The 25,046-nt window shown below is 57.2% G+C and carries 26 protein-coding genes, 1 pseudogene and 1 riboswitch; of the genes and pseudogenes, 12 read left to right on the forward strand and 15 right to left on the reverse strand.

What is annotated here, in order from left to right:
- The first annotated feature begins 112 nt into the window (after positions 1 to 112).
- The 4 genes from HYPMC_RS01165 to HYPMC_RS01180 are packed head-to-tail and all read left to right on the forward strand — an operon-like array spanning position 113 to position 3,752.
- Positions 113 to 1,537, forward strand: coding sequence for a UbiD family decarboxylase (locus HYPMC_RS01165; protein WP_013945911.1), 1,425 nt, complete (start codon positions 113 to 115; stop codon positions 1,535 to 1,537).
- Positions 1,538 to 1,549: 12 nt separating this feature from the next.
- Positions 1,550 to 2,359 (forward strand): ABC transporter ATP-binding protein, encoded by an 810-nt coding sequence (locus tag HYPMC_RS01170; RefSeq protein WP_013945912.1) that lies wholly within the window; start codon positions 1,550 to 1,552, stop codon positions 2,357 to 2,359.
- Entirely contained in the window at positions 2,356 to 3,132 is a 777-nt protein-coding gene (locus HYPMC_RS01175) for an ABC transporter permease (RefSeq protein WP_013945913.1), read from the forward strand. The genes HYPMC_RS01170 and HYPMC_RS01175 overlap by 4 nt, the downstream gene beginning before the upstream one ends.
- Before the next feature lie 41 nt (positions 3,133 to 3,173).
- Complete coding sequence (locus HYPMC_RS01180; RefSeq protein ID WP_013945914.1) at positions 3,174 to 3,752, forward strand: UbiX family flavin prenyltransferase; 579 nt, start codon at positions 3,174 to 3,176, stop codon at positions 3,750 to 3,752.
- Here HYPMC_RS01180 and HYPMC_RS23040 read toward each other — a convergent pair.
- The 3 genes from HYPMC_RS23040 to HYPMC_RS01195 form a co-directional block, all read right to left on the reverse strand.
- Positions 3,710 to 4,300: a TIGR02444 family protein gene (locus HYPMC_RS23040; RefSeq protein ID WP_013945915.1), complete on the reverse strand. Its 591-nt coding sequence runs from the start codon at positions 4,298 to 4,300 to the stop codon at positions 3,710 to 3,712. The two genes, HYPMC_RS01180 and HYPMC_RS23040, sit on opposite strands and share 43 nt — an antisense overlap.
- Before the next feature lie 12 nt (positions 4,301 to 4,312).
- The gene (locus tag HYPMC_RS24840) at positions 4,313 to 4,924 is read right to left on the reverse strand and encodes a MarR family winged helix-turn-helix transcriptional regulator (RefSeq protein ID WP_013945916.1); all 612 of its coding nucleotides are present in this window, start codon (positions 4,922 to 4,924) and stop codon (positions 4,313 to 4,315) included.
- A gap of 221 nt (positions 4,925 to 5,145) precedes the next feature.
- Positions 5,146 to 6,333 carry an amidohydrolase family protein gene (locus HYPMC_RS01195; protein ID WP_013945918.1) on the reverse strand — a complete coding sequence of 396 codons (1,188 nt, stop codon included), beginning with the start codon at positions 6,331 to 6,333 and terminating at the stop codon, positions 5,146 to 5,148.
- Between HYPMC_RS01195 and HYPMC_RS24020 the strand changes: the two genes are divergently transcribed.
- Complete coding sequence (locus tag HYPMC_RS24020) at positions 6,332 to 6,481, forward strand: hypothetical protein (protein WP_155831143.1); 150 nt, start codon at positions 6,332 to 6,334, stop codon at positions 6,479 to 6,481. The genes HYPMC_RS01195 and HYPMC_RS24020 overlap by 2 nt on opposite strands.
- A gap of 56 nt (positions 6,482 to 6,537) precedes the next feature.
- On the opposite strand, the gene HYPMC_RS23045 is transcribed toward HYPMC_RS24020, so the two are convergent.
- The 3 genes from HYPMC_RS23045 to HYPMC_RS01215 all read right to left on the reverse strand — a co-directional run bounded on the left by HYPMC_RS23045 (position 6,538) and on the right by HYPMC_RS01215 (position 10,518).
- On the reverse strand, positions 6,538 to 7,413 hold the full coding sequence (locus HYPMC_RS23045) for a transporter (RefSeq protein WP_013945919.1): 876 nt from the start codon (positions 7,411 to 7,413) through the stop codon (positions 6,538 to 6,540).
- A gap of 389 nt (positions 7,414 to 7,802) precedes the next feature.
- Positions 7,803 to 9,020, reverse strand: coding sequence for an MFS transporter (locus tag HYPMC_RS01210; RefSeq protein ID WP_050976736.1), 1,218 nt, complete (start codon positions 9,018 to 9,020; stop codon positions 7,803 to 7,805).
- Positions 9,021 to 10,155: 1,135 nt separating this feature from the next.
- The gene (locus tag HYPMC_RS01215) at positions 10,156 to 10,518 is read right to left on the reverse strand and encodes a VOC family protein (RefSeq protein WP_013945924.1); all 363 of its coding nucleotides are present in this window, start codon (positions 10,516 to 10,518) and stop codon (positions 10,156 to 10,158) included.
- Positions 10,519 to 10,585: 67 nt separating this feature from the next.
- Between HYPMC_RS01215 and HYPMC_RS01220 the strand changes: the two genes are divergently transcribed.
- The 4 genes from HYPMC_RS01220 to HYPMC_RS01240 all read left to right on the forward strand — a co-directional run bounded on the left by HYPMC_RS01220 (position 10,586) and on the right by HYPMC_RS01240 (position 15,832).
- Positions 10,586 to 11,014, forward strand: coding sequence for a MarR family winged helix-turn-helix transcriptional regulator (locus HYPMC_RS01220; RefSeq protein WP_013945925.1), 429 nt, complete (start codon positions 10,586 to 10,588; stop codon positions 11,012 to 11,014).
- Positions 11,015 to 11,117: 103 nt separating this feature from the next.
- Complete coding sequence (gene pncB, locus HYPMC_RS01225; RefSeq protein ID WP_013945926.1) at positions 11,118 to 12,422, forward strand: nicotinate phosphoribosyltransferase; 1,305 nt, start codon at positions 11,118 to 11,120, stop codon at positions 12,420 to 12,422.
- 163 nt (positions 12,423 to 12,585) lie between these two features.
- A riboswitch (cobalamin riboswitch) is annotated at positions 12,586 to 12,813 on the forward strand.
- A gap of 260 nt (positions 12,814 to 13,073) precedes the next feature.
- A complete protein-coding gene (locus HYPMC_RS01235) occupies positions 13,074 to 15,164 on the forward strand; it encodes a TonB-dependent siderophore receptor (RefSeq protein WP_244420957.1) in 2,091 nt (696 codons plus the stop codon).
- A 95-nt stretch (positions 15,165 to 15,259) separates the two neighbouring features.
- On the forward strand, positions 15,260 to 15,832 hold the full coding sequence (locus tag HYPMC_RS01240) for a hypothetical protein (protein ID WP_013945929.1): 573 nt from the start codon (positions 15,260 to 15,262) through the stop codon (positions 15,830 to 15,832).
- A 152-nt stretch (positions 15,833 to 15,984) separates the two neighbouring features.
- On the opposite strand, the gene HYPMC_RS01245 is transcribed toward HYPMC_RS01240, so the two are convergent.
- The 9 genes and pseudogenes from HYPMC_RS01245 to HYPMC_RS24535 all read right to left on the reverse strand — a co-directional run bounded on the left by HYPMC_RS01245 (position 15,985) and on the right by HYPMC_RS24535 (position 23,568).
- Positions 15,985 to 16,908, reverse strand: coding sequence for a hypothetical protein (locus HYPMC_RS01245; protein ID WP_013945930.1), 924 nt, complete (start codon positions 16,906 to 16,908; stop codon positions 15,985 to 15,987).
- A gap of 134 nt (positions 16,909 to 17,042) precedes the next feature.
- Positions 17,043 to 17,504, reverse strand: coding sequence for an alpha/beta fold hydrolase (locus HYPMC_RS24960; protein ID WP_371199568.1), 462 nt, complete (start codon positions 17,502 to 17,504; stop codon positions 17,043 to 17,045).
- A pseudogene (locus tag HYPMC_RS24965) lies at positions 17,483 to 17,815 on the reverse strand (alpha/beta fold hydrolase); the annotation flags it as partial. The pseudogene HYPMC_RS24965 and the gene HYPMC_RS24960, both read right to left, overlap by 22 nt.
- Positions 17,752 to 17,928 (reverse strand): alpha/beta fold hydrolase, encoded by a 177-nt coding sequence (locus HYPMC_RS24605; RefSeq protein ID WP_244420958.1) that lies wholly within the window; start codon positions 17,926 to 17,928, stop codon positions 17,752 to 17,754. The pseudogene HYPMC_RS24965 and the gene HYPMC_RS24605, both read right to left, overlap by 64 nt.
- A gap of 274 nt (positions 17,929 to 18,202) precedes the next feature.
- Complete coding sequence (locus HYPMC_RS01255; protein ID WP_013945931.1) at positions 18,203 to 19,165, reverse strand: cation diffusion facilitator family transporter; 963 nt, start codon at positions 19,163 to 19,165, stop codon at positions 18,203 to 18,205.
- 63 nt (positions 19,166 to 19,228) lie between these two features.
- Positions 19,229 to 21,640, reverse strand: coding sequence for an endopeptidase La (gene lon, locus HYPMC_RS01260; RefSeq protein WP_013945932.1), 2,412 nt, complete (start codon positions 21,638 to 21,640; stop codon positions 19,229 to 19,231).
- Positions 21,641 to 21,650: 10 nt separating this feature from the next.
- Positions 21,651 to 22,058 carry an Hsp20/alpha crystallin family protein gene (locus HYPMC_RS01265; RefSeq protein WP_013945933.1) on the reverse strand — a complete coding sequence of 136 codons (408 nt, stop codon included), beginning with the start codon at positions 22,056 to 22,058 and terminating at the stop codon, positions 21,651 to 21,653.
- 160 nt (positions 22,059 to 22,218) lie between these two features.
- Positions 22,219 to 22,617 (reverse strand): hypothetical protein, encoded by a 399-nt coding sequence (locus HYPMC_RS01270; protein WP_013945934.1) that lies wholly within the window; start codon positions 22,615 to 22,617, stop codon positions 22,219 to 22,221.
- Positions 22,618 to 22,707: 90 nt separating this feature from the next.
- Positions 22,708 to 23,568, reverse strand: a complete 861-nt coding sequence (locus HYPMC_RS24535; protein ID WP_013945935.1) for a hypothetical protein — start codon at positions 23,566 to 23,568, stop codon at positions 22,708 to 22,710.
- A 291-nt stretch (positions 23,569 to 23,859) separates the two neighbouring features.
- On the opposite strand from HYPMC_RS24535, the gene HYPMC_RS01285 reads away from it, so the two are divergent.
- From HYPMC_RS01285 to HYPMC_RS01290, 3 genes are all read left to right on the forward strand, one after another.
- Positions 23,860 to 24,123, forward strand: coding sequence for a hypothetical protein (locus HYPMC_RS01285; protein ID WP_029670784.1), 264 nt, complete (start codon positions 23,860 to 23,862; stop codon positions 24,121 to 24,123).
- Positions 24,124 to 24,255: 132 nt separating this feature from the next.
- The gene (locus HYPMC_RS24025; protein WP_013945938.1) at positions 24,256 to 24,393 is read left to right on the forward strand and encodes a hypothetical protein; all 138 of its coding nucleotides are present in this window, start codon (positions 24,256 to 24,258) and stop codon (positions 24,391 to 24,393) included.
- A gap of 92 nt (positions 24,394 to 24,485) precedes the next feature.
- Positions 24,486 to 24,956, forward strand: coding sequence for a CreA family protein (locus HYPMC_RS01290; protein WP_013945939.1), 471 nt, complete (start codon positions 24,486 to 24,488; stop codon positions 24,954 to 24,956).
- Positions 24,957 to 25,046: the final 90 nt, after the last annotated feature.

The following is a 25,046-nucleotide window of genomic DNA, read 5'->3' on the forward strand; positions in this document are numbered from 1 at the left end:
GTGGTCGTCTGCACGAGTGGACGAGGGAAGCGCTCCTTGACCTTATATATTATATATGTACATTTGTTATGTACGTATTATTTTGGGAAGCGCTTTGGCGCGGGGAACTTCGATGTACGCCGACCTTCGTGAATTCATTGGCCTCGTCGAGGCTGTCGGCGCTTTGCGTCACGTTAATGGGGCAAATGCGAAATTCGAACTGGGCGCAATCACTGAGGTTGCCGCAGGCTCACCCGAATGCCCCGCGCTTTTGTTTGATAATATCTCAGGATTTCGCCCAGGATTTCGTGTTTTTTCAAATGCGACAACAAGTCCGCAGCGGGCTGCTATCGCGTTAGGATTGGATTCGGATCATTCGCCAATCGAACTTTTGAAACTGTGGAAGGACAGGCGCACAAAACTCGCGGCGATCCAACCAGCGCTCGTCGATAACGCTCAATTCTTCGAGAACGAGTTTCATGGCGACGACGTGGATCTTTATCGTTTCCCGGTTCCCACATGGCATGAGTACGATGGCGGACCGTATATCGGATCTGGAAGTCTTGTCGTGACCGGCGATCCCGACAGTGATTGGGTCAACGCTTCGATTTATCGCGTGCAGGTTCATGAGAAGAACTTGGTTACAGTCCAGTTCGATCATCAGGGGCGGCATGGGGCGATCATCGCAAGGAAATATTGGAACGCTGGCAAGCCTTGCCCTATCGTCATCGTCAACGGCCAGGATCCGGCTCTCTTTGTCGCGGGATTTGAATATTTGCCCGAAGGGCATTCCGAGTATGCTTTCGCCGGTGCAATCAAAGGGCGCCCCATCGACATCGTCAAGGGTCCGACGACTGGGTTGCCTATTCCGTCGCGTGCGGAAATCATCATGGAAGGCGTTCTTCTTCCGCCAAGTGAAATGACTTTGCCGGAAGGGCCGTTCGGGGAGTTTACCGGCTACTACGCGGCCGATACACGGCCTGCCGCGGTGATGCGGGTGGATTCGCTGTATCACCGTAACGATCCCATCCTCTTCGGGTCGCCGCCGCTGAAGCCACCGCGCTTTCACTTTGGCCTGCCGTTTCGAGCTGTTGGAATCTGGAGCAATCTCGAAGCGTGTGGCGTGACCGATGTTGTCGGAACGTGGCAGCACGTCTCGCAGCTGATGACGGTGATCGCTTTGAAGCAGCGCTATGCGGGACACGCCAAGCGCGCGGGACTGATAGCAGCCGGCAACAGCTATATGGGACGCATCGTCGTTACGGTCGATGAAGATATCGATCCTTCGAATTTGGCCGACGTGATGTGGGCGGTGACGACGCGATGCGAACCATCTGAGGCGGTCGATATTGTTCGCGACGCATGGAGTTCGTCGCTCGATCCGAGAATTCCTCCATCGGCGCGACAAGCCGGAATGACATCGCATTCGAAAATGATCATCGATGCTTGCAAGCCGTTCGGTTGGCGGGATGCATTTCCAAAATCATCAGCGCTTTCACCCGAACGGGCCGCCGAAGTCGCAGCAAAATGGAGGGACGCGCTTTCGAAGAAAGCGTGACGGGGAAGACGTATGAACATTTACGCGCAAGACGTTCGGAAGGCTTTCTCGGCTCGGGACGGATCCACTTTCATCGCTCTTGAGAACTTTTCTCATTGCTTCAAGTCTGGGCAGTTCACCTGCATTCTCGGACCGAGCGGGTGCGGTAAGAGCACCATGGCCCAGATCGTCGGAGGTATCGAACCAGCGGATGGAGGTACCGTCCAGATTGAACGCTCGGACGGCGCGCCTGCCGGTATGAAGCTCGGTTCGGCTTCCGTTATGGTTTGGCAGAACCAGAATCTTTTTCCATGGCGGACAATTCTCGAGAATGTCGCGTTCGGCCCTGAGATGGCCGGCGTGCCGCGAGCCGAACGAGAAGGTAAGGCGTTGGGGCTGATCAATTCGGTGGGGCTGCGCGGCTTCGAAAGGCATTATCCGCGGCAGCTTTCTGGCGGCATGCGCCAGCGTGCGGCTCTTGCCCGGGCATTGATGATGGATCGCCCGATTCTTCTTATGGACGAGCCATTCGGGGCTTTGGACGCTCAAACAAAAATCGTGATGCAAGAAGAGCTTCTCAGGATTTTCGAAGAGACGCGCAAGACCGTAATTTTCGTCACGCACTCGATCGACGAAGCAATTCTGCTTGGCGACGAAGTTATCGTCATGACCGCGCGCCCAGGTAAAATCAAAGAAGTCATTCCAATCGATCTTCCACGACCGCGATCGTTCGATCTGGTCAACACGCAGGAATTCGGACGGCTATTCGACCGGGCGTTTCATCTGATCCGCGACGAGGTTACCAAAGCTATGGCCGAAATGAACCAAGTGAGCCGCTCATGACACGAACTATGACACGCACCTGGTTAGAGCGGATCTTGCCTGCGCTTAGCGTAATCGGATTTTTGGTTGCTTGGCAGATTTTTGTCGATGTAAGGCACATTCCCTCGATTTACTTGCCGTCGCCCCTCGCGGTCGCCAAAGCGCTGGTAGTGATGGCTAAGGACGGCTCGCTCGTCGCCAATCTCAGCATGACGCTTCTCAGAATTTTTTCGGGCTTTTTGATCGCCGCCTTGTCGGGCATCGTCGTCGGGCTTCTGATGGGAATGTCGCGCCTGTTCGAGCGCGTGGTCGATCCTTGGATCGCAGCGCTCTATCCGCTGCCAAAGATTTCACTCATCCCGCTTCTGGTGATTTGGCTCGGCACGGGAGAATCCTATAAAATTATTATCAGCGCGATCACGGCGTTCTTTCCGATTGCGATGAGCACGTACGCCGGTGTGCGGCAGGTTGATTCCGGGCTGATAAAGGCTGCCAAGGATCTAGGCGCAAGCTGGAGCCAGGTTCAGCTCCATGTCGTTTTGCCGGCGTCCATTCCCAGCATTTTTTCCGGGCTTCAACTCGGCATGGGAGTTGCGATCATCCTCGTGGTCGCGGCCGAAATGATCGGAAGCTCTGGAGAGGGAGGAATGGGTTATCTTCTCATTAATGCGGGGCAGGTTTTGGATACCGAACGCGTCTTCGCGTCTCTTGTTGTTTTGACGATCATGGGCGCGTGCATCATCAAAGGCCAGCAATGGCTCGAACGTAAGCTCGCGCCGTGGGCGACTTTGTGAGAAATATCGGGGCTGTGCGCAGCTCCATTTGGCTGGCGTAAATGTCGAAGAAAAAGCTTATCGTAGGGATCAGTGGCGCGTCAGGTGCCATCTACGGGGTCCGTCTACTCGATGCGTTGGGCGCTCTTGGAATCGAGACGCATCTGGTGATGTCCAAGTCGGCTAAGATGACCTTGGCTTCCGAAACCGATCTTAAGGTTTCGGATGTTAATGCAAAGGCGAGCGTTGTCTACCAGATCGACGACGTCGGTGCGGCGATTGCCAGCGGCTCTTTCATCACCGCCGGAATGATCGTGGCGCCATGCTCGATCCGGACGTTGAGCGAGATCGCGTGGGGGACCACGTCGAATTTGCTGACCCGAGCTGCCGACGTCACGCTTAAAGACAGGCGGCGCTTGGTCTTAATGGTGCGCGAAACGCCGCTGCATCTCGGGCATATTCGATCAATGGCACAGGCGACAGAGGCCGGAGCTATTATCGCGCCGCCGGTTCCGGCCTTCTACGCCAGGCCGCAATCTATCGATGACATGATTGATCATTCGATTGGGCGCATGCTCGATTTATTCGAGATCGAAAATCATCTTGCACTGCGCTGGCCTGAACCGGGAGAGGACAGATAGGTCGGCGGCCTTTTCATGGAAGAAATGGCGTCCGGAAAAACTGCGAGACACGCCAGAGCCTTTTGTCTGATCTCTTCTTCTACGGAATATTTGTGGAAGTAAAAATCGCAAACAAGTTTGAGTGTGTCGTTAATTGTCGTCTCTTCGGAGTTTTGCGTCTTCTGGAAGAGACAACGACTTAAGAGCACCATCTGTTCACGTTCAGCCAGAAGCTCTGCTTCCAAAATTTTCTCTCTCAATGCTTTCAGCTGAGAGCCTCCGAACTGAGAGATGGCAGCTTTAAGCTCGGTCCGCATGGCGCGCAGCGGAAGGACGTATTCTTTCCGAAGTGGCTCGACCAAGTGGTCCATTTCTCCAATGGTCTGCAGGTCGAGCGCGGTATTTTGCGTGATCGTGGCGTATAGGGCGGCAAGAAGAACCGGGATGTCTACGCGGCCATCATTCTGCAAAGCTAAGCAGCTATCTCGAACCCCAGGCTTTGCATACAGAGCAACAACAAAATCCCATTGCGCGGCTTCCAGCTCATCAGCCTCACCACCAGCGGGCATCGAATGTGCTTCCTAACTCTGCTTTTGACGACGTGAGGTGCTGGCGGACGAGGTCTTCTTCGCCGCCTCAGCGATGCGAATTTCGACCAGAGCATATTCGGAATTTCTGAGCAGATTTTCGGCGAAGGTCTTAACTGTTTCGATCTCCGACCTCTCGATCCCGGCAAACAGGAAGTCGTTAATGTGGCGGACGAACGGAGCAATCTCCTGGATGGCGCGCTCCCCTTCAGGAGAAAGAGTGATCAACACGCTACGTCCATCGCGCCCATTCGGACGTTTCGTGAGAAAACCTTTACGGGTCAGCCGGCCGACCTCGGTCGTTACGTGTGTTGCAGCCAGACCAATATAACCCGCCAAATTTGCGATCGGTATGCCTTCGTCGCCCTGCCGGTAGGCGACGCCCATCAGGACCGTAAATTGGCTGCTTGTCAGATCAAGCTGCTTGCCGAAGGCTTCGCGACACGTCGTGAGGCGGCCTAAAGCCTGCACCAGACGATAGATGACATCGCGGAGCCAATCGTCGGAACCGGCTTTGAGGAGGTCCTTCCGGGATATCGTCAGCGGCGAAACGAATCTGCTTCGGGTTACGATTTGAGACTGTGAAATTCTCGGTTTGGATGCCATCGATTATGGGTTCAACGCTGAATGAAATTCGGCTGCGATACCTCCTGATGGAGGTCGCCCCAGGAAGGAAGCACGAATCTTTGTCCCGATAGATACTACAGCATGAACATACCACATAGTGATATTAAGGACATAGCTCGACAATCCCCAAGGGTTTGCGTTCGCTAGGGCAATGCGACCTCGCGAATGCCGAAGGGAGATGCAGACCCGTGCCCGGGCAATCAATGGTCAGAGCTGAAATCCTGGACGACGCGTGAGCGCGCTATCTTAGCTGTCCGAACAGTCTCGGGCGTATTGCGGCTACGTCCAACAAACCGGGGAATGCCGTTCGTGATGACGGCGCCGATGCCCGGAATATCGCCGTTCCTCAGTGCGGCCAACGCGTCATCCTGCGATCCGCCACGACACGCATCGATGAGGACGATGTCGGCGTCGCGACCCGTTTGGAGAGTGCCTGCATTCAGTCGGTACACACGTGCATTGTTTCCCGTTGCCATTGCGATGGCGATCTCGGGGGCAACACCGCCGAGAGATGCGAGATGGCTCATCGTATAGAGAATACCCAGGGGCATGATGCCGCTACCCGTAGGGGTGTCGGTTGCTATCAAAAGGCGTTTGTCTTGGTCAGCATCTCGCAGAAGCTTAGCCACCAGTAGGGTCGTTCGCAGGTTGCCTGCCGTGCAAACCTGCAAAGCGATATCGGTTTCATTCACTAGCCGTTCGAAGTCGGCATCGGGTATCGCGATCGGGCCGCCATTGACGTGGTATGATACGTGCGGATTGATCTTGATGACGTGATCTCCCCAAATCCCACTCGAACCCGGGATAGATGATCCGCCAGTGTGAACCATTGTAATCATACCGTGACGCTTCGCCATTTCGACGAACGGTGCGTACTCATAGGGTGAGGAAAATGCGCCAAAACCTGCCTTCGCAAGCCATACCCCATTGGCGGCGAGGTCAGCGAAGTCGTCGTCGGTCAAACCTGGTTCGATGATGACGGATCCGGCGTGGACGTGCATGCCGCCGGGTCGATAGCTTTGGAACGATTTGCGAGCGGCGATAGCAAGGGCTTTGACGCCAGCTGGATCCTTTGGACGCCCCGGCACGTGAACTTCGGACGCGCTGATCGAAGTCGTGATCCCGCCGTGAATGTAGCTCTCCAGAAAGCCGACGGTTTTCTGGCGGGGCGTATAATCGCCGAAAGTTATGTGGACGTGAGAATCGATCAGGCCCGGCATGGCCATCATTCCCGCAGCGTCGATGCAGACGTCGAAGTCATCCTCCGAGAAGTCGCCGCCGACCGCAACGATCTTGCCGTTATCCGTCAGCACGGTATTTCCCTCAGCAATGGGTGAGGCGAGGTCGCCGCTCAGAATTTTCGAAATATTGAAGATTGCAACGCGCATGTTGGGTCTTTCTGTCGTTCCGGTTGCGCTTCGCGCTTTCGCTGTCGAGGAACACCGGATTGTTTTCATCGTGGAAGACGTTTCGGGTGGAAGTGTCAGAGGAGCCGAGACGCCTACGCCGACGCATGAAAGCGCCGGCGTCGACTGAGGTCTAAGGGTGTCTAAAGGGTCTTTGGGCGACCTACCCGCGATATTCCGCTGCGGCTATTTCAGAGAAGCGGTCGCCGCGGGTTCAGGCTGCCAGATCGGAAACGAAATACGTCCGAAAACGTGGTTATCGTTCTTTTGGTAGTTGGTGAAGCCAGCCTGATCAACTGCATGCGTCGCTTCGATGAGCAGCTTCGGACCGCCGAAGTCGTAGCCAATAAGACCGCCGACGCCGATGGACCGGCCGGCGCCCAAGAACGCGTTGGCTTCCGTCTTCTCGATGTCCCATGCGCCGTAACCGACAACACCAACCTGCCATTTGCCGATCTTGCGGGCGACGCTCCAGTCGATATTGAAGTAATTCGGTTGTTTAGAGCCGGCAGAATCTTCCGTCACGGTCCCGAGGATCGTATTTGCCGACATGATCCAATCTTTGCTGAGATAGCTCAGCGCGAAGCGCGTCTCGACGCCGGTGCCGCTGGTCTTGCCATCAGTCGAAAAGGCGACATCGCTTTCGATGGGCAGATAGACGCCCTCGCTCCAAGAAAAGAAGAAACCCTGGCCGAGGTTCCATGACAACTGGGCCGGAATGAGTAATACGTTGAACAATCCGTTTTTGTGCATCGACTTCGGGATCGTAAAATCCAGTTCCAATGCTTCGAGGACGAGCGAGGCAGAATACTTAGCGCCGAAGATTTCTTTTCCGGACGACCACGTGATCGACGGGACGTCGGCGGTGATGGATTTGCCGTCTCCCTGACCGTAGTGGGTAAGGTTGGAGACATAAATTCCCGGCGGCAGCGCGGCGCCGAGCGGCATACCCATGGTAACACCGGGAGGTGTCCAGGAGGCGGCAAAGGTAGGGGCTACAGAAGCCGAGAGGGCGGCGAGGGCCAGAATGCCGGATTTAAGTTTGTTACTCGTGCTGGTCATCGTGATCTCCATTGAAATCGAGCGCCAAGAATTTCGACATGCGCCATCTGGCGCGGAGGCGATCCGTCGCGGCGGGCATGTGCCCGGTGAGGTGAGAGGAGGAAGCGGCGGCGCGTTTCTAAGAGCCTGCCGTGGCGAGTGTGCCAGGAACGCTGGCGGACCTGATCTCAGCTTTTCATATTTCTATCTCCCGTCGCCTCCACACCTTGGCGGTCCGGGGGAAAAACCGCCGAATATAATCTGGGCTGCTCGTGTGTGTGCCTTCGCGGTAGTCAACGTCGGCAGACGACCGTCGCGAAATGCTTTGATGCAAACGGGGGGTGAGCATCGCTGCGATCGACGGATCGTCGGTGGTGTTTGAGGTCGCGGTAACCACTGCAAGGATGTTCTCAAGCACTAGGAAGACTCCCTTCGAGCGAGTCGACAGTGCCAGCGCGGCTATTCTTGAACATGAGGGGCAGCATCGAGACGGAGCCGAGTATGGCTGCGCCGACAATCACGAGCAGCCCCGCGTCGTAGTCGCCCGTTTTTGCGATGATGAGGCCCATCGCGAGGGGGGCGAATGCCCCGATAAGGTTGCCAACGCCATTGTAGACACCGACGCCCGCTCCGACGGCACGTGCGGGTAGAATTTCCAGTCCCAAGGCGAACAGCGATGGCAGAGCGCTACCCCAGAAGAAGGCGCTTACTGCGATCATGAAGGCGGCCGTGTAGTTGTCCTCGATCGTTGAGACGAGATACATCGAAATGCCAGCGCCAAATAGCGATAGGAAGCAGACGGTAGCGCGGCGGCCGATGCGATCGGAGAGAATGGCGGACAGAACTTCGCCTGCGAACATGAAGATGAATGGCAACGAAGAGTAGATACCGGCTTGCTTCAAATCAAAGTGCCGGACTTTGATCAGATAACTCGGTAGCCAGCCATTGAGGCCCCAGAGATAGACGAGCGCCGAGGAGTTGAAGATGACGAGCATCCAAAAGCGCCAATCGTAGAAGAAGAGGCGAACCTGATCGAGATAGCTCGTCGTCTCTGCGATCTTTACAACCGGTGCTACGGGCGTGTCCGGTCTGTCGCGGACAAGCAGCAACACGAGCGGCAAGACGATAAGAAGGTTGAGGGCCGCGAGGACGTAGAATGATGTGCGCCAGCCATAGTTTGCCGCGAGATAGATCGTGATTGGAAAGCCGATGGCGGAACCTAGCGGGCTCCCCATCATCCATATCGAATTCGCACGCGCCTGCTCTCGCGCCGGAAACCAACGCTTGATGAGTGTGTTGATCAGAGCGAATTGGGGGCCTTCGGTAATGCCTAAGATGATGCGATAGACGAGCATCGAAGCGAAGCTTCCCGCGGAGCCCATCAAGAGCATCGAGACGCCCCAAAGCGCGCTACCCCAGGCCAGTCCACGCCGAGGACCGTAGAGGTCTCCCACGAAGCTGAGGAAGAGGCCGGAAAGTCCGTATGCGAATACGAAGGATGTCATCAGCAATCCGAGGAGCGCGGGATTGTAGCCAATGCCCATATCGTTCTGGAAGCTAACGTTGGTAAATAAGACCGCGATGCTAATCCGGTCGAAGAATGCCGAGATCACGGCAAGGAAGAGCACGAAGGAAATTGCCCACCGTATGCGTTGAGGCTTCGAAACGGAGGTAGATTCCGTGTTCCCCGTTGTCGACGCCATCCTCGATTTCCCTTCGTTAACCTGCCGAAAACTTCGCGTTCTCGCCGATTTGCCAGCGCAATATAGCTACATAATGTATGAAACTAATTAATCTTCAAGATTAAAATATATTCGCTCCGTGGTCGTTTTTCTTGCATGGGAGGTTTTTGAAGAGTTCGCTTATTTCTGCGGTTTTCAGGCCATAAGTCCTGCTAACCGACATGGTCAGGCGTCGCGAAAACAGCGTTTTGGCTTGATCGACGAACTTTTAATCAGTGGCTTCCGAATTTAATCTCGACCTAGAAGTGGTCAAAGCTCGCGTTTGACGCCGCTCCGCCCGAGTCGCTCCGCACCGCGAGTGCTGTAAACTTCGGTGACGTCTGTGGGCATGTTTCCGGCGGTCTGTAAGTTTTGAAGAAATCGATGGGACAACGAAGCGATAGTTGCCCTTTCCGTTTTGCCGACAGACCTTAGTAGCTATCACGACAGATAGTCGGGAGCTGTCCGCTTCTTCCTCTCCCGAAGATTTTAGGAAGTGCCACTCCGAGGATTCGGAGACCTCCGCTGCGGTGCCAGGAGCGCCGTCTGGCACGGTGGCTGTCTGCTCATCGGATGAACCAGGAGCTAATCCGGATGGCGCTGCCGTCGGGCGCACCCCGGATCAGTCGACAGAAAGTGGTTCGCCGACTAGGCCTCGGGGCATCCCTGTTATTCTGTGTTACGAGGTATAGGTATTACGATCGCCTATCGGTCAAAAATACCCGCGAATTTAGGGTCAAAGCCGCGACAGCAGATTGCTTAGCCAACCTATTTCCACCAATCTCCCTGATATTTTACTGTTTGCAGGGATTTCTCTGTCAGAGACGAGTTCGCGTCAGACCGTCCGCACCGCCAGTTTTGACTACCCTTGCGAACGACTGATGCTTGTGCCGCAGATTTCCCTCTTTAATCGATTGGGTATGGGCTGGGGCCGGTGGAAATTGCTTTCCGCTGCATCTGGAATCTTGAGATCACGTTTCCGCCGCGCCTCGAATTTGTCGAAGTCTGCTTTCGCGATTTGCAATGCCTATCCATTAGCGTGTTATGCGGTATGCGCCGTGATCGTGTAGCCAAATGGATCGCGGAACGCGAAATACCTTCCGAATGGGCCGTCCTTCGGCGAGAAGATGATGGGTGTTCCTGCTGCCTCTAATTCTTCGTGCAGCGCGTCGGCATCATCGCAGGCGAACCATAGCGCAATGCCCCAGCCCAATTTTCCTTGAGCGGCTTCCAGATCCATCAGCGGCTTTCGGACCGCAAACGGAACAGGCTTGCTGTTGAAGACGACCGCTTCGGGCGTCTCTTGCAACAGGGGCAGGCCCAACTTGTCGCCATAGAAGGCTCGGGCAGCTTGAAGGTCTTCGGTTTGGATGGCGATAAAATCGGGTCCAGTCAGTCTGCTCATCGTTGCCTCCTTGGCGTGCGGTGATAATATCAGTCACCTGATATAATATAAGGCGGCTGATATTGCAATGAACAAGGACATGACCCCGCTGCTGGGTTACCGGCTGAAGCTTGCTCAGCATGCGCTGCATCGCCGTTTGGAGGAGGCTTTAAAGCCCCTTGGGCTCAATCCTGCGCAATATGCGGTGCTCGCCCAATTGAATGCGAGGCCGGACCAGACCAACGCTGATCTTGCAGAGCGCGCATTCATAACGCCGCAATCGATGCAGGGCGTTTTGGCGAAGCTGGAAGGATGGAAGCTCGTGGAGCGCCGACAGGACGCTCATCATGGTCGCCGGCAGCTTGCGCGTTTAACGCCCAAAGGGCGTCTGAAGGCCGAGGCGGCAAATGCTGAGGTGATGCGGATTGAGGAGGTTCTTGAGGCTGCAGTCTCTCCAGATACCGTGACGGATGCCGTAGATCTGATGAACCGGCTTCACAATGCCATGTGCAAATAGGACTGTTGGAGGTATGGCGCTTCAGGGCTTATCCACTATTGCTGCTGATAACTTTGGCGTTTGCTGTAGCTCATCATTTAGCGCATCATCTTAGATTGACATCATGACCGTCACCGACATTGCGACGCGTACCTACAATCACAATTTTCGGCTCGATCCGATCATCCGCAGTTTGCTCGATACCGATTTCTACAAATTGCTGATGCTGCAAATGATCCGCAAGGTCCACCCGGACGTGCGGGTGACTTTCTCGCTCATAAACCGCTCGAAGGATGTGCGTCTTGCCGACATCATCGATGAGGGCGAGTTGCGTGCTCAGCTCGATCATGCGCGTGCTCTACGTTTTACCAAGAAGGAGCTGATCTGGCTCGCCGGTAACAGCTTTTACGGCGAAACGCAGATGTTCGGTGCCGACTTTATCGCATGGCTCGCCGATTTTCAGTTGCCGGATTATGAGCTTCGCAAAGTCGATGGTCAGTATGAACTCGATTTCGCGGGGCCTTGGACCCATACGACCATGTGGGAAATTCCGGCGTTGGCGATCGTCAACGAACTCAGGTCGCGCGCCGCGATGCGCGCCAAGGGTCGCTTTGCGCTCGACGTGCTCTACGCGCGCGCCAAGGCGAAGCTCTGGCAGAAGGTGGAGCGGCTGCGCGCTCTGCCGGACGTTGTCGTTTCCGACTTCGGCACGCGGCGTCGGCACGGATTTCTATGGCAACGTTGGTGCGTCGAAGCACTGAAAGAAGGGCTGGACGGACACTTTATCGGAACGTCGAATGTGCTGCTCGCAATGGACGCCGATTTAGAAGCTATCGGCACCAACGCTCACGAATTGCCGATGGTGGAAGCCGCTCTTGCCGATAGTGACGAGGATTTGGCGAAGGCGCCCTATCGTGTCTTGGAGCAATGGCGGCAGGAATACCGCGGAAATCTGCTGATCGCGTTGCCCGATACTTTCGGGACCAAAGCCTTTCTGGCGCGCGCGCCCGATTGGCTTGCAGGATGGACTGGCTTTCGCCCGGACAGCGCGCCTCCGATCGAGGGTGGAGAACAGATTATCGCTTGGTGGAAGGCGCACGGTGTCGATCCGCGCGGAAAACTACTAATCTTCTCCGACGGTATGGATATCGACAGTATCGAAGACACGTATCGTCATTTTCACGGGCGGGTGCGAACCAGCTTTGGCTGGGGCACCAATCTCACCAATGATTTTCGCGGCTGCGATCCGGACGGCGCTCCTGGTCTTGATGCGATCTCGCTTGTCTGCAAGGTCACGCGCGTCAATGGCAAACCGGCGGTCAAGCTGTCTGACAATTCCGCGAAAGCCACAGGGGAGTCTGCGGAAATGAAACGCTACGAGCGTGTCTTTGGAGTGGAGGGTCGTGCCCGTCATGCGGTGCGCGTGTGACGTCTGACGTTGCGGTTAAGGGGAAGCGTTCGCGTGCGGAGGAACGCACGTCATGGCATATCGGAGCGGCCCCGTTGAGCGGGAGTGTTAATTAGGCATCGTCGCTTGCGACCTTTAAGTCCGGGCCGAGCTAAGCCCAATTGACAGCCCGGCGAACTTATTTCTTTAATGTTGGCGTGACGGTTGGCCCTCGGCGAAAGCTGAGTGGTCATGAAAAGGGAACGCGGTGCGGCGCTTCTTGCGCCAATGCCGAGACTGCCCTCGCAACTGTAAGCGGCGAGTCGGCTCCGACTAAAAGCCACTGAAGATCTCGCAATAGAGATATTCGGGAAGGCCGGAGAAGACGCCTGAGCCGCAAGTCAGGAGACCTGCCGGCACAAGCTGCCCATCTCCCGTGCGCAGGGCGCGGTAGAGCGGAAACCCGTAGCGGCGGCTGTATGTCAACCGGTGGGCAACCACTTCGGTCGTGCAGGTCGTTATGCTGAGCGGATAAGAACTTTCAAGTGTGCAGATATTCATGGGACGCAGCTTTCAAGAGCCGCGTCGCAGCGTCTGCGCGCTCGTATCCCGCACATCTGCAGATCGAATTGGAAACTCACCCCGATTCAGCGCCTCGGGGGTCTCATGCTGCGCGTGTCAAGACGGCGAAAAATGCGGATAGCATTAGCCTTTGCAACAGTTGGAATTTCAGCTCAGGAAGCGAGCGCGCAAGTTCCAGCTTCGCCGAATACCAAGTTGCCGGCGGTCAACGTCATGGCAGACGACGACAGCGATGCGCCGTCCAAAAAGGTCAAGGCGCCGGCAGCGGCCCAACAGATTTCAACGCCGGCCGCTTCGAATTCCAGCGATTCTTCGGCGACCGTCGATTCCTCTGACATCGCGGTGTCTCCAACGGGTACGCCCGAGTCCGTCGATCAGATCGGAAGTTCTGTCACCGTTATCACCGCAAAAGAAATCGCGGCTCAACAGCGCCGCACGCTGCCTGACGTTTTGAAGATGGTTCCCGGCCTCAACATTGTGCAGACCGGCGGTCCTGGCGGTCAGACGTCGGTATTCATGCGCGGAACGAACTCCAATCACACGAAGATTCTGATCGACGGCATCGACGTCAGCGATCCGACCACACCCAATCGTACGTTCGATCTGGGCCAGATGCTCGCCATGGATATCGAACGCGTCGAAGTTTTGCGTGGTCCGCAGAGTGGTCTTTACGGCGCCGATGCGCTCGGTGGCGTGATCCTGATTTACACGAAGAGGGGCTATGGTCCGCCGAAGGCGACTGCCATGGTCGAGGGTGGCTCATTTGGAACGTTCAATCAGGCTGCGAGCATCAGCGGCGGCACGAACAAGTACAACTACTACTTCAATGTCTCGCATTTTCGCGCCGACGACATCCCCGTGACACCCGAGAATTTACTTCTTCCGGGAGAGCAGCGTCATTCGAACCGATACGATAACCGGACCTACTCATCGAAAGTCGGTGTCGATATCACCAAGGATGTGACGGTCAATCTCGTCGCCCGATACACCGACGGCACGCTGCATTACACGGGTGACGCTTACGATCCGTTCACAAACACATCTTATCCGGCGCCATATCAATCGGGTTCCGACGTCGATGATTTTTACTCGCGCAGCGAAGTAGTCTGGCGCACGTTCAGCAATCTGACGAACTATTTCGGCATCAATTATTCCAACTCTCAGACCGATAATATCGACCACGTCAACCTCACTGGCAACAGCTACTATCAAGGCGACCGGGTTAAGTACGATTGGCGCAATGTTTGGAACCTCGCGCCGGGCTATACGCTGGTTACAGGCGCCGAACATCAGATCGAGCAATTTGATGGCCGCCAGATCAATGAGGTCTTTTCCGGTGGCGGTTCTTTCTATGAGGGCCAGCACACATTCGCAGAGGAGTGGAACAACGGTGTCTATACGGAGCTTCAGGCTGAGGTCATTCGCAATCTCTTCGTCGCGGCGAACGTGCGCTACGATGATAACGAGAACTTCGGCGGTCATACGACTTGGCGCGTTGCGCCCGCGTATGTAATCGAGAGCACGGGAACCAAGATCAAAGGCAGCATTGGCACGGGCTTCAAAGCCCCAAGCCTCAGCCAGCGGTTTCAGGATTATCCCGCTTACTTTTTCTATGGAAACCCTGATCTCAAACCGGAGGAAAATACCGGTTACGATGTCGGCTTCGAGCAAGCAATTTTCGGTGGCCGTGCACAGTTTGGCGCCACCTACTTCCGGAACGATATTACCGATCTGATCGAGAGCACTTACGATCCAACGACCTTCGTTTCAACGTATGCCAATGTCGGTAAGGCGAAAACGGATGGCGTCGAAGCGTTTATTTCAGCGGATTTGACGAAGGATCTTCGTATCCGTGCGGATTATACCTACACGCAGGCAACCAACGAAGATACGGGCGGATGGCTTCTGCGCCGCCCGCACAACAAGGCGAGCGTCACTCTCGGGTGGACGCCGACGGAGAAGCTGCTCCTGACGGGTGCGGTGCTCTACTACGGTGACTCGCTCGACATCAATCGCGCGACATTCGAGAACGAGTTCTTGCCGAGCTTCACGGTGGTCAACGTCGCGGCCGACTACAAGCTGACCGACAATATGAGCATCTACGGCCGCATCGATAACCTTTTCGACGAGCACTACGAGATTCCTGACGGCTTCCTGGCGACCGGCATCGGCGCCTATGGCGGCATCAGGTTTACGAACTAAGGGCTTCTCTGGCGGGCGACGGCTATGGTATTTACGGATAGCCTCCCGTCCCGGCGCTTTCGTCCGCCAGGGAACGATTTCAGAAGGACATGACAATGAAATTTGGTTCCCGATTTGACGATCAAACGTTTTCCTCCTCGCTTGCCATGAGTGCCATTTGGGTGGCCCTCATCGCAGCTTTGAGCGTTGGCGGCAGCTTCGTGTTCGCCTGCGCAGCGCCGCTCGCCGCTATTGCAGCGCTGGCGGCGACACGAATGGATGCTCGCACGGGATTGGCGCTCGTCGTCACGGCGTGGCTCACCAACCAGATCGTCGGTTATGCGTTCCTGAGCTATCCGCACACGTTCGAGTCGTATGCCTGGGGCGCGGCGATCGGCGTCGCAACGATCGCTGCATTCGCTGCTGCTCGGCTTGCAACTGGGATGACCCGCGCTTGGCCGGTGCTTCTGACCGTCTCGTTCGTGCTGGCTTTCGCAGCCTATGAACTGGCGCTCTACGTCGCAGGCATCCCGCTTGGAAGCTCGGATGATGCCTTCTCGGTCGCAACCGTCGCCAGAGTGTTTGAAGTCAACGCCGTTTCGTTTGCTGGGTTGTTGATTCTGTCCGTCATCGCGAGCCGTTTCGCTCGCCCGTCGGTTTCTGCGCAGCAAGCTCCGCGCACGGCGTGAACCATCTCGACTTCTGTTGACCGCGGGACGACGATGCCGTCATCCCGCGTGCAGCTTATAGGGCGAATTCGCCGGCGTGGCCGGTAACGGGGCTCACGCGCGGCGAAGTGCAGGAGTGTCAGAGGCCCCGGGGTCTCCGCATTCTTGTCACGTCAAGGGGTGACGAAAACGATCGGGCAATTGACGTTTGCGACCCCTGGGCCGAGCAACTTGGCGTTCTGCGCGGTATCGAGATTGCTGACTTTCGACCAATCGGCATTGTCGTAGACGTTGACCGACCACAGCGGCGAATAACCTTCTTCGCCAGGAAGCGTGGCTGGGACGTTGTGGGTTTGCGGGGAGTTGGGTTCGCTGCGGAAACCCGAACCTGGACCGCCCTTCGGCTCATTGGGATTGACATTGAAAGTTACGTAGATCGGCGAAATGGGGACGTCCGCCCCAGCCACAGAAAGCGGCGCTTCGTTGAAAGCGAAATACTTCGCAACTTTGCCCTTGTACCAGGCGCGCTGCAGTTCGGCGCTCTCACCGTTCAGACGTTGTCGCGCAACCGATTTGTCGGGAACCACAGGCATGTTGAGCAGGGTGTCGGTTTTCTCGATCGCGTAACCGGACTGGCGCAATTGAGTTTTATCGGTGATTGAGTTCACCACATAATCGGATGGAACCGAGACTTTGTAGACTTGGCGGAAATCGTTATAGCCCTTTTCTCCCGGCAGATTGTCGATGATGTCGAGCTGACCTGAGATCGGGCTTTTCTCACCCTTGCGATAGAAGACATAAACGGGAGCAGGGGTCAGATTCTGGACATCGAAATTGTAATAGCGCACCGGCTTGCCCGTGGTCGGTGACAGCCCGGTGGTAATGAAAGGGCCTTTGTCGAAATCGACGGGCTTATTGGGGCCTGGGATGCCATTGGTTGAGGTGCGCAATTGTAAATGCGCCGCCTTGGCGCTGAAGCGATCTACGGCGACGATCTGTGCCTTATCGGGATTCTTGGCGTGAGGCTTTGCCTGCGCGACGCTGCTTCCTGCGGCGATCAAGACGCCGGTTAATATGATTGCGATGCGGGGGGCCATCGGATGCTCCGGGTTGAATTTTTGGAAAGTTGAGCGAACATGAGAGATCGCGGCAAGCATGACTGCGTTGCTATCGAGCACTACGTGTGTTGCGATCGGTTCGTTACTTTCCGCCCGGAGGGTGCCGCCGCTTCTTAGGGCGCGGCCCGGTCGACATGTTTCGCCAGGAATTGGAGTATCAGACGAGCGATGTCGTCATTTTTCTCGTCCAGCGCGAAGTGTCCTGCATCAAGCAAATGTATTTCGGCATCGGGTAGGTCGCGCTTGAATGCTTCGGCACCCGGCGCAATGAACGAGGGATCATTCCGTCCCCACACCACCAGCGTCGGCGGCTTGTGCGCCCGCAGCCACGCTTGCCATTCCGGATAGGATGCGACGTTCGTGCGATAATCGTAGAGAAGCGCGGATTGTATGGCGTGCTGTCCGGGTTTTGAGAGATGAGCGTACTCGTCCGTCCACGTATCCGGATTGTAACGCTCCGGATGCGATGTGCCCAAGGTGTGGCGCTGCTCGGTCGCTGTCCGCGAAACAAATGCTTCAAATACTTCGGGGGGGGGGCCTTCGGATCGGACCAGTACTTCGCGATAGCCGCCCACTTCGTTCCCAGACCTTCCTTGTAGACGTTCGCGTTCTGGATGATGAGCGACTGAACGCGCTCCGGATGCGCGAGCATGATGCGGAATCCGACAGGTCCACCGTAATCGTGCAGATAGAACGAGTACGTCTTGATATCGAGTTGGTCGAGAAGAACGTTCATCGTCTTCGCGAGATGATCGAATGTGTAAGCATAGGATGATGGAGAGGGCGCATCGCTCTGGCCGAATCCTGGAAAGTCCGGCGCTATCACATGATAGCGCGTCGCGAGCAGAGGAATGAGCGTGTCGAACTCGCGAGAGGCGGACGGAATCCATGCAGCAGAACGATCGCCGGTGCGTTCTTCGGGCCGGCCTCGCGATAAAAAATGCCGACGCCGTCGACCGCAACGCGGTGATAAGTCGTCGAAGCGGACGTCGATTCCAAGGGAGCCCCCTGCGCGGCATGGGCCGCCAAGAAAGAGACTGCGAGGGCGAGGATAATAGAAGCTTTCACGGTTCGTGTCCTCGTTTCATGAAGGAGGCGGATTGGCTGGACCGGTAGCTTGGCGGGCACATGCGAAGGGTTGGGATCACTGGGAACATACAGAAGCGTTACGTTGCCGCTTCGATTCGCGTTACGCACATCGCACGCAACCCCGCGATCGCAAGGTTTTGGTCGCTGATAGGTCGATGTCGACGACGTTTCCGCTGTTGCGTCGTCAGCCGGTTTCCTCGCTATCGCCATAGAATTCGGCGCGCATTTTTTCGAACGTGCGGCGCGTTTGCGGTTTGATGAAGAGCGATATGACCTCCGGGTGCTTGGCGCGAATTCGCTCTTCGAGACGGACGACAGCGGCTTCAATTTGCGGCGTGCGAAGTTCATCGGAGAATTCTAGGCTCAGTGCGACCAGAATCTGATCGGGCGCCAAATGCAGCGCGAAGACGTTATTGGCGCCGTCAACGCTCTGTTCACTGATCGCGAGGGAGAGGATCGAACTGATCACTTCATCGCTGGCACGTTCGCCGATAAGGAGCGCCTTGTTCTCGCGTGCAAGGACGGTGGCGGCGATGGCGAGAACGATGCCGATGAGAATCGACGCTGCGCCATCGACCCAGGAAATATCCCAATGCTGTGCGGCGAAGTTTCCGGCCGCCGCAATTGCAATACCGATGAGCGCTGCAGTGTCTTCGAACAGCACCATGAACGAGGGCGGATCTTTGCTGTCGCGCACCGTTTCCCAGTATCCGCGCCGGCCCTTCAGCTTACCGAAGCGCTTCAGCGCAATCCACCAAGACGTTCCCTCGAAGACCGCCGACATCGCCAATACGATATAGTTGACGCCTGGATTGGTGATGGGATTCGGCTCGATGATATGATCGATGCCTTCGTAGATGGACACGCCAGCGCCGATCGCGAACAGCAGCAACGAGACGATGAAGCTCCAGAAATACAGTTCGCGGCCATACCCCAGAGGATGTGTGTCGTCGGGGCGGCGGCTGGAGCGGAAATAGCCATAGAGCAGCAGAGCTTCGTTGCCGGTGTCGACCAGCGAATGCACCGCCTCGCTCAGCATCGACGAGCTTCCGGTCGCCGCCGCGGCGACAAATTTAGTGGCGGCGACGAGCAGATTGCCGATGAGGGCGGCGTAGACGACTCTTTTGGAAAGTGCGGTTTCGCTCATCTACCGTATGATTGCTAGGGCTTGGCCGCAATTGCAATTCCATATCGCACGGCGAGCGCGAGATCACGTCTCCACTTTTTCGGCAGGCGCACTTTCGAGGGCGGCCGCGACGGCATCATCGACGCGTTCGAGCCAGACAAACTCCAGGCGGTTGCGTGCATCCTCGGGGATGTCGTCGTAGTCGCGGCGGTTACGGGCGGGCAGCATCACGCGGGTTATGCCGGCCGCGGCTGCTGCAACAACTTTTTCCTTGATGCCGCCGACCGGCAACACGAGGCCGCGCAGCGAGATTTCGCCGGTCATTGCGGTGTCGCTGCGGATCGTGCGGTTCGTCAGCAGCGAGACGAGCGCCATGAACATCGCGACGCCCGCGCTCGGGCCGTCCTTTGGCGTAGCCCCGGCGGGGACGTGCACATGGATATCGTTTCGTTCGAAAATGGCGGGATCGATACCGAGCGAGGTCGCGCGGCTCTTGACGAGCGTCATCGCCGCCTGGGCGCTTTCACGCATGACGTCTCCGAGCTGGCCGGTCAGGATCAGGCCGCCTTTGCCGGGTGCGCGGGTCGCTTCGATGAACAGGATGTCGCCGCCGACGGGTGTCCAGGCGAGGCCGGTCGCGACGCCCGGGACGCTCGTGCGCATGGCGACTTCGTTCTCGAAGCGTGGCTGTCCAAGCGTCGCGCTGACGTCCGCGACGCCGATATGGACATGCTGGGTGCTGCCTTCCGCGATCTGCACGGCGGCGTGGCGGAAGACCTGACCGATATCGCGTTCGAGATTGCGGACGCCGGCCTCACGGGTGTAACCCCGAATGATCGCGGCGATTGCTTCGTCGTCAATATCGGCTTGCTCGGGCTTCAGGCCGTTGGCCTCGAGCTGGCGTTTGACGAGATAGCGGCGCGCGATCTGCAACTTTTCCGTTTCCGTATAGCCCGCAAGGCTGATGATCTCCATGCGGTCGCGCAGCGGGCCAGGAATTGTGTCCAGCATGTTCGCCGTCGCAATGAAAACGACGCGGCTCAAGTCGAACGGCACGCCGAGATAGTTGTCGCGGAAGGTGCTGTTCTGTTCAGGATCGAGGACTTCCAGCATTGCGGCCGATGGATCGCCCTGGATGCCGCGGCCCATCTTGTCGATTTCGTCAAGCATCATGACGCAATTACGCGCCCCGGCTTTCTTGATGCCTTGAATGATGTTGCCCGGCAGCGCGCCGACATACGTGCGGCGATGGCCGCGGATTTCGGCTTCATCGTGAACGCCGCCGAGGCTTACGCGTACGAACGGACGGCCCATGGCGCGCGCGATCGACTGGCCGAGTGACGTCTTGCCGACGCCTGGAGGACCAACGAAGCACAGGATCGGAGCCTTGCCCTGAGGGGCCAGCTTGCGCACCGCGAGGTATTCGATGATGCGCGTCTTGATCTTTTCGAGGCCGAAGTGATCCTGATCGAGGATGCGCCGGGCTTCGGCGATGTCGATCGGCTTTGCTTCCGGCAAGCTCCACGGCAATTCGATCAGCCAGTCGAGATAGGTGCGGATCATGCCTGCTTCGCCTGCCGCTTCCGGCATGCGCTGATAGCGTGCGAGTTCCTTCTTGGCCTGGCTCTCGACCTCGGGCGGCATTTTCGCTTTGGCGATGGCCTCCGTCAGCTCGGCGACCTCCTGCGATTTGCCGTCGCCTTCGCCAAGCTGGCGCTGAATGGCGGCCATCTGCTCGCGCAGCACGGCTTCGCGCTGACGCTCGTCGAAGGCGGCCTTGGTCTGTCGGCCGATTTCCTGGGTGAGACGCATGACTTCGATGCGCTCGGCAAGGAGCGCCGAGACGCGGTCTATGCGCGTCGAGAGGTCGACGGTTTCGAGGATCGACTGCTTCTGCTCGGACGGGATATCCATGTAGCCTGCCGCGAGATCGGCGAGGGTGGCTGGAGATGTCGCGTTCTGGATCGTCGTGATCAGTTCCGGCGGAGCTTGCGGCAGAAGCTGAACGGCTTCGAGCGCCTGGGCCTGCAGATTGCGGAAGCGCGCTTCAATTTCCGTCGAGCGCGTTTCGGGCTCGGGAATATTGACGACGCGAGCCACTGGGAACGGGGTGCCGGGAAGGAAATCCAGAATGCGAATGCGCTGCACGCCCTGGACGACGATGTGATGCGTTCCGTCGGGTGCCGCGATGTAGCGGATGATGTTGGCAAGTGTGCCGACGCGGTGCAGATCGTCGGGGCCGGGATCGTCATTTTCCGGATCGCGTTGCAGGACGATGCCGATCTGGCGTTCCTCACGCACGGCCTGCTGAACTGCGGAAATGGATTTCGCGCGGCCGACGGTGATCGGCAGAATGAGGCCGGGAAAAAGCACAAGCTTGCGAACCGGCACGAGGATCAGTGCGTCCGACGGCAGTGCAATGTTCGGCGTAGCGCCCTGACTCGAAGGCGCAGAGCCTTCCGACGTTGGTGGGTTCGTCTCACCGAGTGTCTTCATCTGGAATTCCTCAACCGGCCTTTGTCAGCGAAAAGACAAGGCAGCCATTTTGTACGAACTGCCGCACGGCGTAGCGGCCCGCCGGCAATTGAAGGCGGCGCTCGAAGCGGCCCTGCGGCAGCTCGAGGCGGTGGATGATTGCGTCGCGAAGCTCGCGCGGCAGGACACGGCGCCCCGAGACGACAAGAACGCCGTTGTCAATGGCGGCTGTGACGTTGTCGGGATCGACGCCCGGCAACGCCACGAACACCAGGATTTCGGTTTCGGTCTCCAGAACGTCAATAGGCGGTTCCCACGAAGGTTCGTTCGCTGGCCCCGAAGGCTGCAGCCGGAAAAACTGGCGATGCATGCGTTCGGCGCGGGCGAGGGATTCGACGGCCTCGGACAACATCCAGCTCATCGGGTCTTTGTTCGACATAGATACTTTTTCCCTTGGGGATCGGTCCGTCGACGTTTTTGCTCGTTGGAGGGGAAATCTAGCGCGCCATCCGCGATCTGTCGCTATCCGCGCCGCCGTTAATCGGGCGTTTTAGCAATGCCGCGAAGCAAGCCGCTATAGGAGGCTCGACCCATCGTGGTTAGCTGACACGGGGCGGTTCCTGGTGGTCTTCCCAGAAGAATTTGCGTGCCAACGCCAGCACCTCACCGTCCGTCGGATGGCCGAGCGTTTCGACGCCTTGGATCTTTGCCTTCAGCGCAGGTGCGTGCTGTGCGATATGGTTTACAAGGACGTTCTTTTCGTTGGCCGGGCCGGTGACGAGAATGGCTCCGGCATCTGCGAGCGCATTCGTGACATTTTGCAGAAATTCCTGATCTTCGCTCGCGTGGCCGCTGCCGATGGAATTCGCCTTGTGATGGATGTGGCGGACAGGATCCTTGGGATGGACAACGATGGTATCGGCCTCTGAAGCGCTGAAGTGGAAAACGCGGGCTTCGTGGTGATCGATCCAAACGACAGCGTGGAAATGGCCTGACATGAATTCTCCCATTGGGCTGGCCTGAAGGGCGGAGTGCCTGACTACGATCGCCTGTCCTGCGCGGCGGTCGTTTGCGCTTTGTCAAAATCCTTAAGGCGCCGTCGCGTCAACAGGTTTTGTTGCGTGTTTGGCCGTGCTCTTTTTCTTTGAGGTTTTCTTGGCTTTAACGGCTGTCCCGGCGCTGCTCGCCGTCTTTGCGGACTTGGTTTTGGCATGAGCGGTCTTGGCGGTCTTTTTGGAGTGCGAAGCCTTTTTGGCGGCGGTCGTCGCGGCAGTTTTCGCCTTCGCGGTTGCGGTGGGCTTTGCAGGTTTAGCCGAGGTGGCCTTCGCCTTTTTGCCAGAGATCGGTTTTTTAGCGGTCGTCTTGGCTGCCTTCGTCGATTTCGCCGATTTGGTTTTCTTCCCGGAGTGGTGGGTTTTGACCGACGTCACGGCTGGCTCAGTTGCGCTCTTTGGTTTCGCGGCGCTCTCTGCGTCCGTCTTCTTGGCAAGTTTTTTCTTGCCGGTCGTCTTATGCGATTTCACGGTCTGAGGGGCTGTCGCCTTGGCCGCCGCGGCCTTGGGGTCTTCCATCGCATCGTTTGCAGCCTGGCCGACCCTGGTCTTTTTGGTTGGCCCAGTCTTCGCTGTTCCGGTCTTCTCGACCGCAGTCTTCGCAGCGTTGTGGCGTTCAACGTCCTGCTTGGTGATCTCGCCGTCCTGAACCAGGGCTACAAGGCATGGTGTCGAGAGGTCTTCGCCGACCTTGCGCATGCATTGGCGAAGCTCTTCACTGCCGACCATGTATTGGCTGCAATGTTGAAAATAGTCGTTTCGGCAGGCACTTTTGACGCGATCGCTAACGGCATAGGCGGCGGAATTCGAAAGTAGCGACATAGCCAATACGGCGCTGCCGCAGATGCCGCTGCGTAGCGATTTCCAACGCCAACCAACGCTCAGTCCATCCGTCATTGCGACCCTGTCCCGAAGATTTGCGAACCAAATCCGGTGCAACCGCACATGCCAGCGACATTAAGGGCTTTCTGGCGGCCAGCAAACGCGAAGGTTCATCGCGGCAAAAATATGGTTATCTTGAAATGGGTTGCAAGATGCCGCGGAGACAACGCGGGTTCATCGCAGGTTCATAGCGCGAAGTGCCACATTAGGCTCTATCCGTGCAAAATGCGTGGCGTGGAAACCAATGTCGTGGCATTGGCAATTCGGGTTAAGAAAGTTGAGGGGCAAGTTGTTGGGAAGGACGCAATGAAGAAAAGTAAAATCGCGCTGAACCTTGTAATTGCCGCAGGTGCGGTCGGCCTCGTGAGCACATCGGCCCTGGCCTATTCACAGAAGGTCAAGGATGCCTGTTCGGCAGACTATGGAAGCCTCTGCGCGAAGTACAAGCAGGGAAGCGCAGAGCTTCGCCGTTGCTTCGAGAGCAATCGCCGCGTGCTCTCCACCGAATGCGTGCAGGCGCTGGTCGATGCGGGCGAAGTTCCGGCGCGCTATCTCAAGCAACGAAAGTAGCGGTATCAGGCGCGTATCCGCGTTTAGAGCGAATCGACAATCCACAACATAAATCCTGCATGCTCTGCGCTTGTCTTCGCGCAGAGCATGGTTCGGTGTAGCCTTTTTGGGGAAGCGACCATGGAGGCGGGAATGGGATTGCTGGATCTGCTCAGGCTGCAAAAGGCTGAGGCCGAAGAGCGGCTTCACAGTGAAGACCTGACGAGCGAAATGCGTGAGGTCGATCAGGTTTATCTTGCCGAGCTTGAGCGTTTGATCGCTGCGGGCTGACGGCGCGCACAAGCGTGCCTCGGCCTTGCACGTTTCTTGGGCAATGGCCACTTTCTCCATTCTTCGACGAACAATCGGAATGGAGATATTCGATGCGATATACTTGGTTGGCAGCGGCTCTCGGGCTTTGGATGGCCGACGCTCCGGGCGCCAGGGCGGATGACATCGGCTGCATCAGCACGACGTTCCGGCTGATCGGTGCCAACGACAAGGTCTGCATCAGCGCTTTTGACGATCCTAAAGTTCCTGGCGTAGCCTGCCACATCAGTCAGGCTAGGACGGGCGGTCTCAAGGGCACGTTCGGAATCGCTGAAGATCCGTCGAGATTTTCTATTGCTTGTCGCCAAGTCGGTCCGATCACCGTCGACATTGCGAAGCTCGCCGACGAAGAGAAAGTCTATTCGGAAAGCACGTCGCTGTTCTTCAAGCACACGCACGTTTACCGAGCCATCGACAAAAAGCGCAACACGCTGGTTTACGTCGCGATCAGCGACCGGTTGGTCGACGGCTCGCCCTACAACGCCATTTCGACGGTTCCGATCATGCCGTGGAGCGGGCACTGAGCCCGGCTCAGTTCGAAATCATCCAATTCGTTCGACCGTGATGATTTGGCGCGCTCTGGAGCAGCGTGGCAAATATTGAAAGCGTGGAAC

Source organism: Hyphomicrobium sp. MC1 (assembly GCF_000253295.1).
In the GTDB taxonomy this organism is placed as follows: Bacteria; Pseudomonadota; Alphaproteobacteria; order Rhizobiales; family Hyphomicrobiaceae; genus Hyphomicrobium_B.

Excerpts from the sequence above, each read along its gene's own strand:
- HYPMC_RS01270 (WP_013945934.1), bottom strand. The coding sequence starts at position 22,617 with ATGTCAGGCCATTTCCACGCTGTCGTTTGGATCGATCACCACGAAGCC.
- HYPMC_RS01170 (WP_013945912.1), top strand. The coding sequence starts at position 1,550 with ATGAACATTTACGCGCAAGACGTTCGGAAGGCTTTCTCGGCTCGGGAC.
- HYPMC_RS01290 (WP_013945939.1), top strand. The coding sequence starts at position 24,486 with ATGCGATATACTTGGTTGGCAGCGGCTCTCGGGCTTTGGATGGCCGAC.
- HYPMC_RS01175 (WP_013945913.1), top strand. The coding sequence starts at position 2,356 with ATGACACGAACTATGACACGCACCTGGTTAGAGCGGATCTTGCCTGCG.
- HYPMC_RS01240 (WP_013945929.1), top strand. The coding sequence starts at position 15,260 with ATGAAATTTGGTTCCCGATTTGACGATCAAACGTTTTCCTCCTCGCTT.
- HYPMC_RS24840 (WP_013945916.1), bottom strand. The coding sequence starts at position 4,924 with ATGGCATCCAAACCGAGAATTTCACAGTCTCAAATCGTAACCCGAAGC.
- HYPMC_RS01265 (WP_013945933.1), bottom strand. The coding sequence starts at position 22,058 with ATGTCGAACAAAGACCCGATGAGCTGGATGTTGTCCGAGGCCGTCGAA.
- HYPMC_RS01215 (WP_013945924.1), bottom strand. The coding sequence starts at position 10,518 with ATGAGCAGACTGACTGGACCCGATTTTATCGCCATCCAAACCGAAGAC.
- pncB (WP_013945926.1), top strand. The coding sequence starts at position 11,118 with ATGACCGTCACCGACATTGCGACGCGTACCTACAATCACAATTTTCGG.
- HYPMC_RS23040 (WP_013945915.1), bottom strand. The coding sequence starts at position 4,300 with ATGCCCGCTGGTGGTGAGGCTGATGAGCTGGAAGCCGCGCAATGGGAT.
- HYPMC_RS24535 (WP_013945935.1), bottom strand. The coding sequence starts at position 23,568 with ATGACGGATGGACTGAGCGTTGGTTGGCGTTGGAAATCGCTACGCAGC.
- HYPMC_RS01220 (WP_013945925.1), top strand. The coding sequence starts at position 10,586 with ATGAACAAGGACATGACCCCGCTGCTGGGTTACCGGCTGAAGCTTGCT.
- HYPMC_RS23045 (WP_013945919.1), bottom strand. The coding sequence starts at position 7,413 with ATGACCAGCACGAGTAACAAACTTAAATCCGGCATTCTGGCCCTCGCC.
- HYPMC_RS01285 (WP_029670784.1), top strand. The coding sequence starts at position 23,860 with ATGAAGAAAAGTAAAATCGCGCTGAACCTTGTAATTGCCGCAGGTGCG.
- HYPMC_RS01245 (WP_013945930.1), bottom strand. The coding sequence starts at position 16,908 with ATGGCCCCCCGCATCGCAATCATATTAACCGGCGTCTTGATCGCCGCA.
- HYPMC_RS01235 (WP_244420957.1), top strand. The coding sequence starts at position 13,074 with ATGCGGATAGCATTAGCCTTTGCAACAGTTGGAATTTCAGCTCAGGAA.
- HYPMC_RS01180 (WP_013945914.1), top strand. The coding sequence starts at position 3,174 with ATGTCGAAGAAAAAGCTTATCGTAGGGATCAGTGGCGCGTCAGGTGCC.
- lon (WP_013945932.1), bottom strand. The coding sequence starts at position 21,640 with ATGAAGACACTCGGTGAGACGAACCCACCAACGTCGGAAGGCTCTGCG.
- HYPMC_RS01195 (WP_013945918.1), bottom strand. The coding sequence starts at position 6,333 with ATGCGCGTTGCAATCTTCAATATTTCGAAAATTCTGAGCGGCGACCTC.
- HYPMC_RS01165 (WP_013945911.1), top strand. The coding sequence starts at position 113 with ATGTACGCCGACCTTCGTGAATTCATTGGCCTCGTCGAGGCTGTCGGC.
- HYPMC_RS24025 (WP_013945938.1), top strand. The coding sequence starts at position 24,256 with ATGGGATTGCTGGATCTGCTCAGGCTGCAAAAGGCTGAGGCCGAAGAG.
- HYPMC_RS24020 (WP_155831143.1), top strand. The coding sequence starts at position 6,332 with ATGTTGGGTCTTTCTGTCGTTCCGGTTGCGCTTCGCGCTTTCGCTGTC.
- HYPMC_RS01255 (WP_013945931.1), bottom strand. The coding sequence starts at position 19,165 with ATGAGCGAAACCGCACTTTCCAAAAGAGTCGTCTACGCCGCCCTCATC.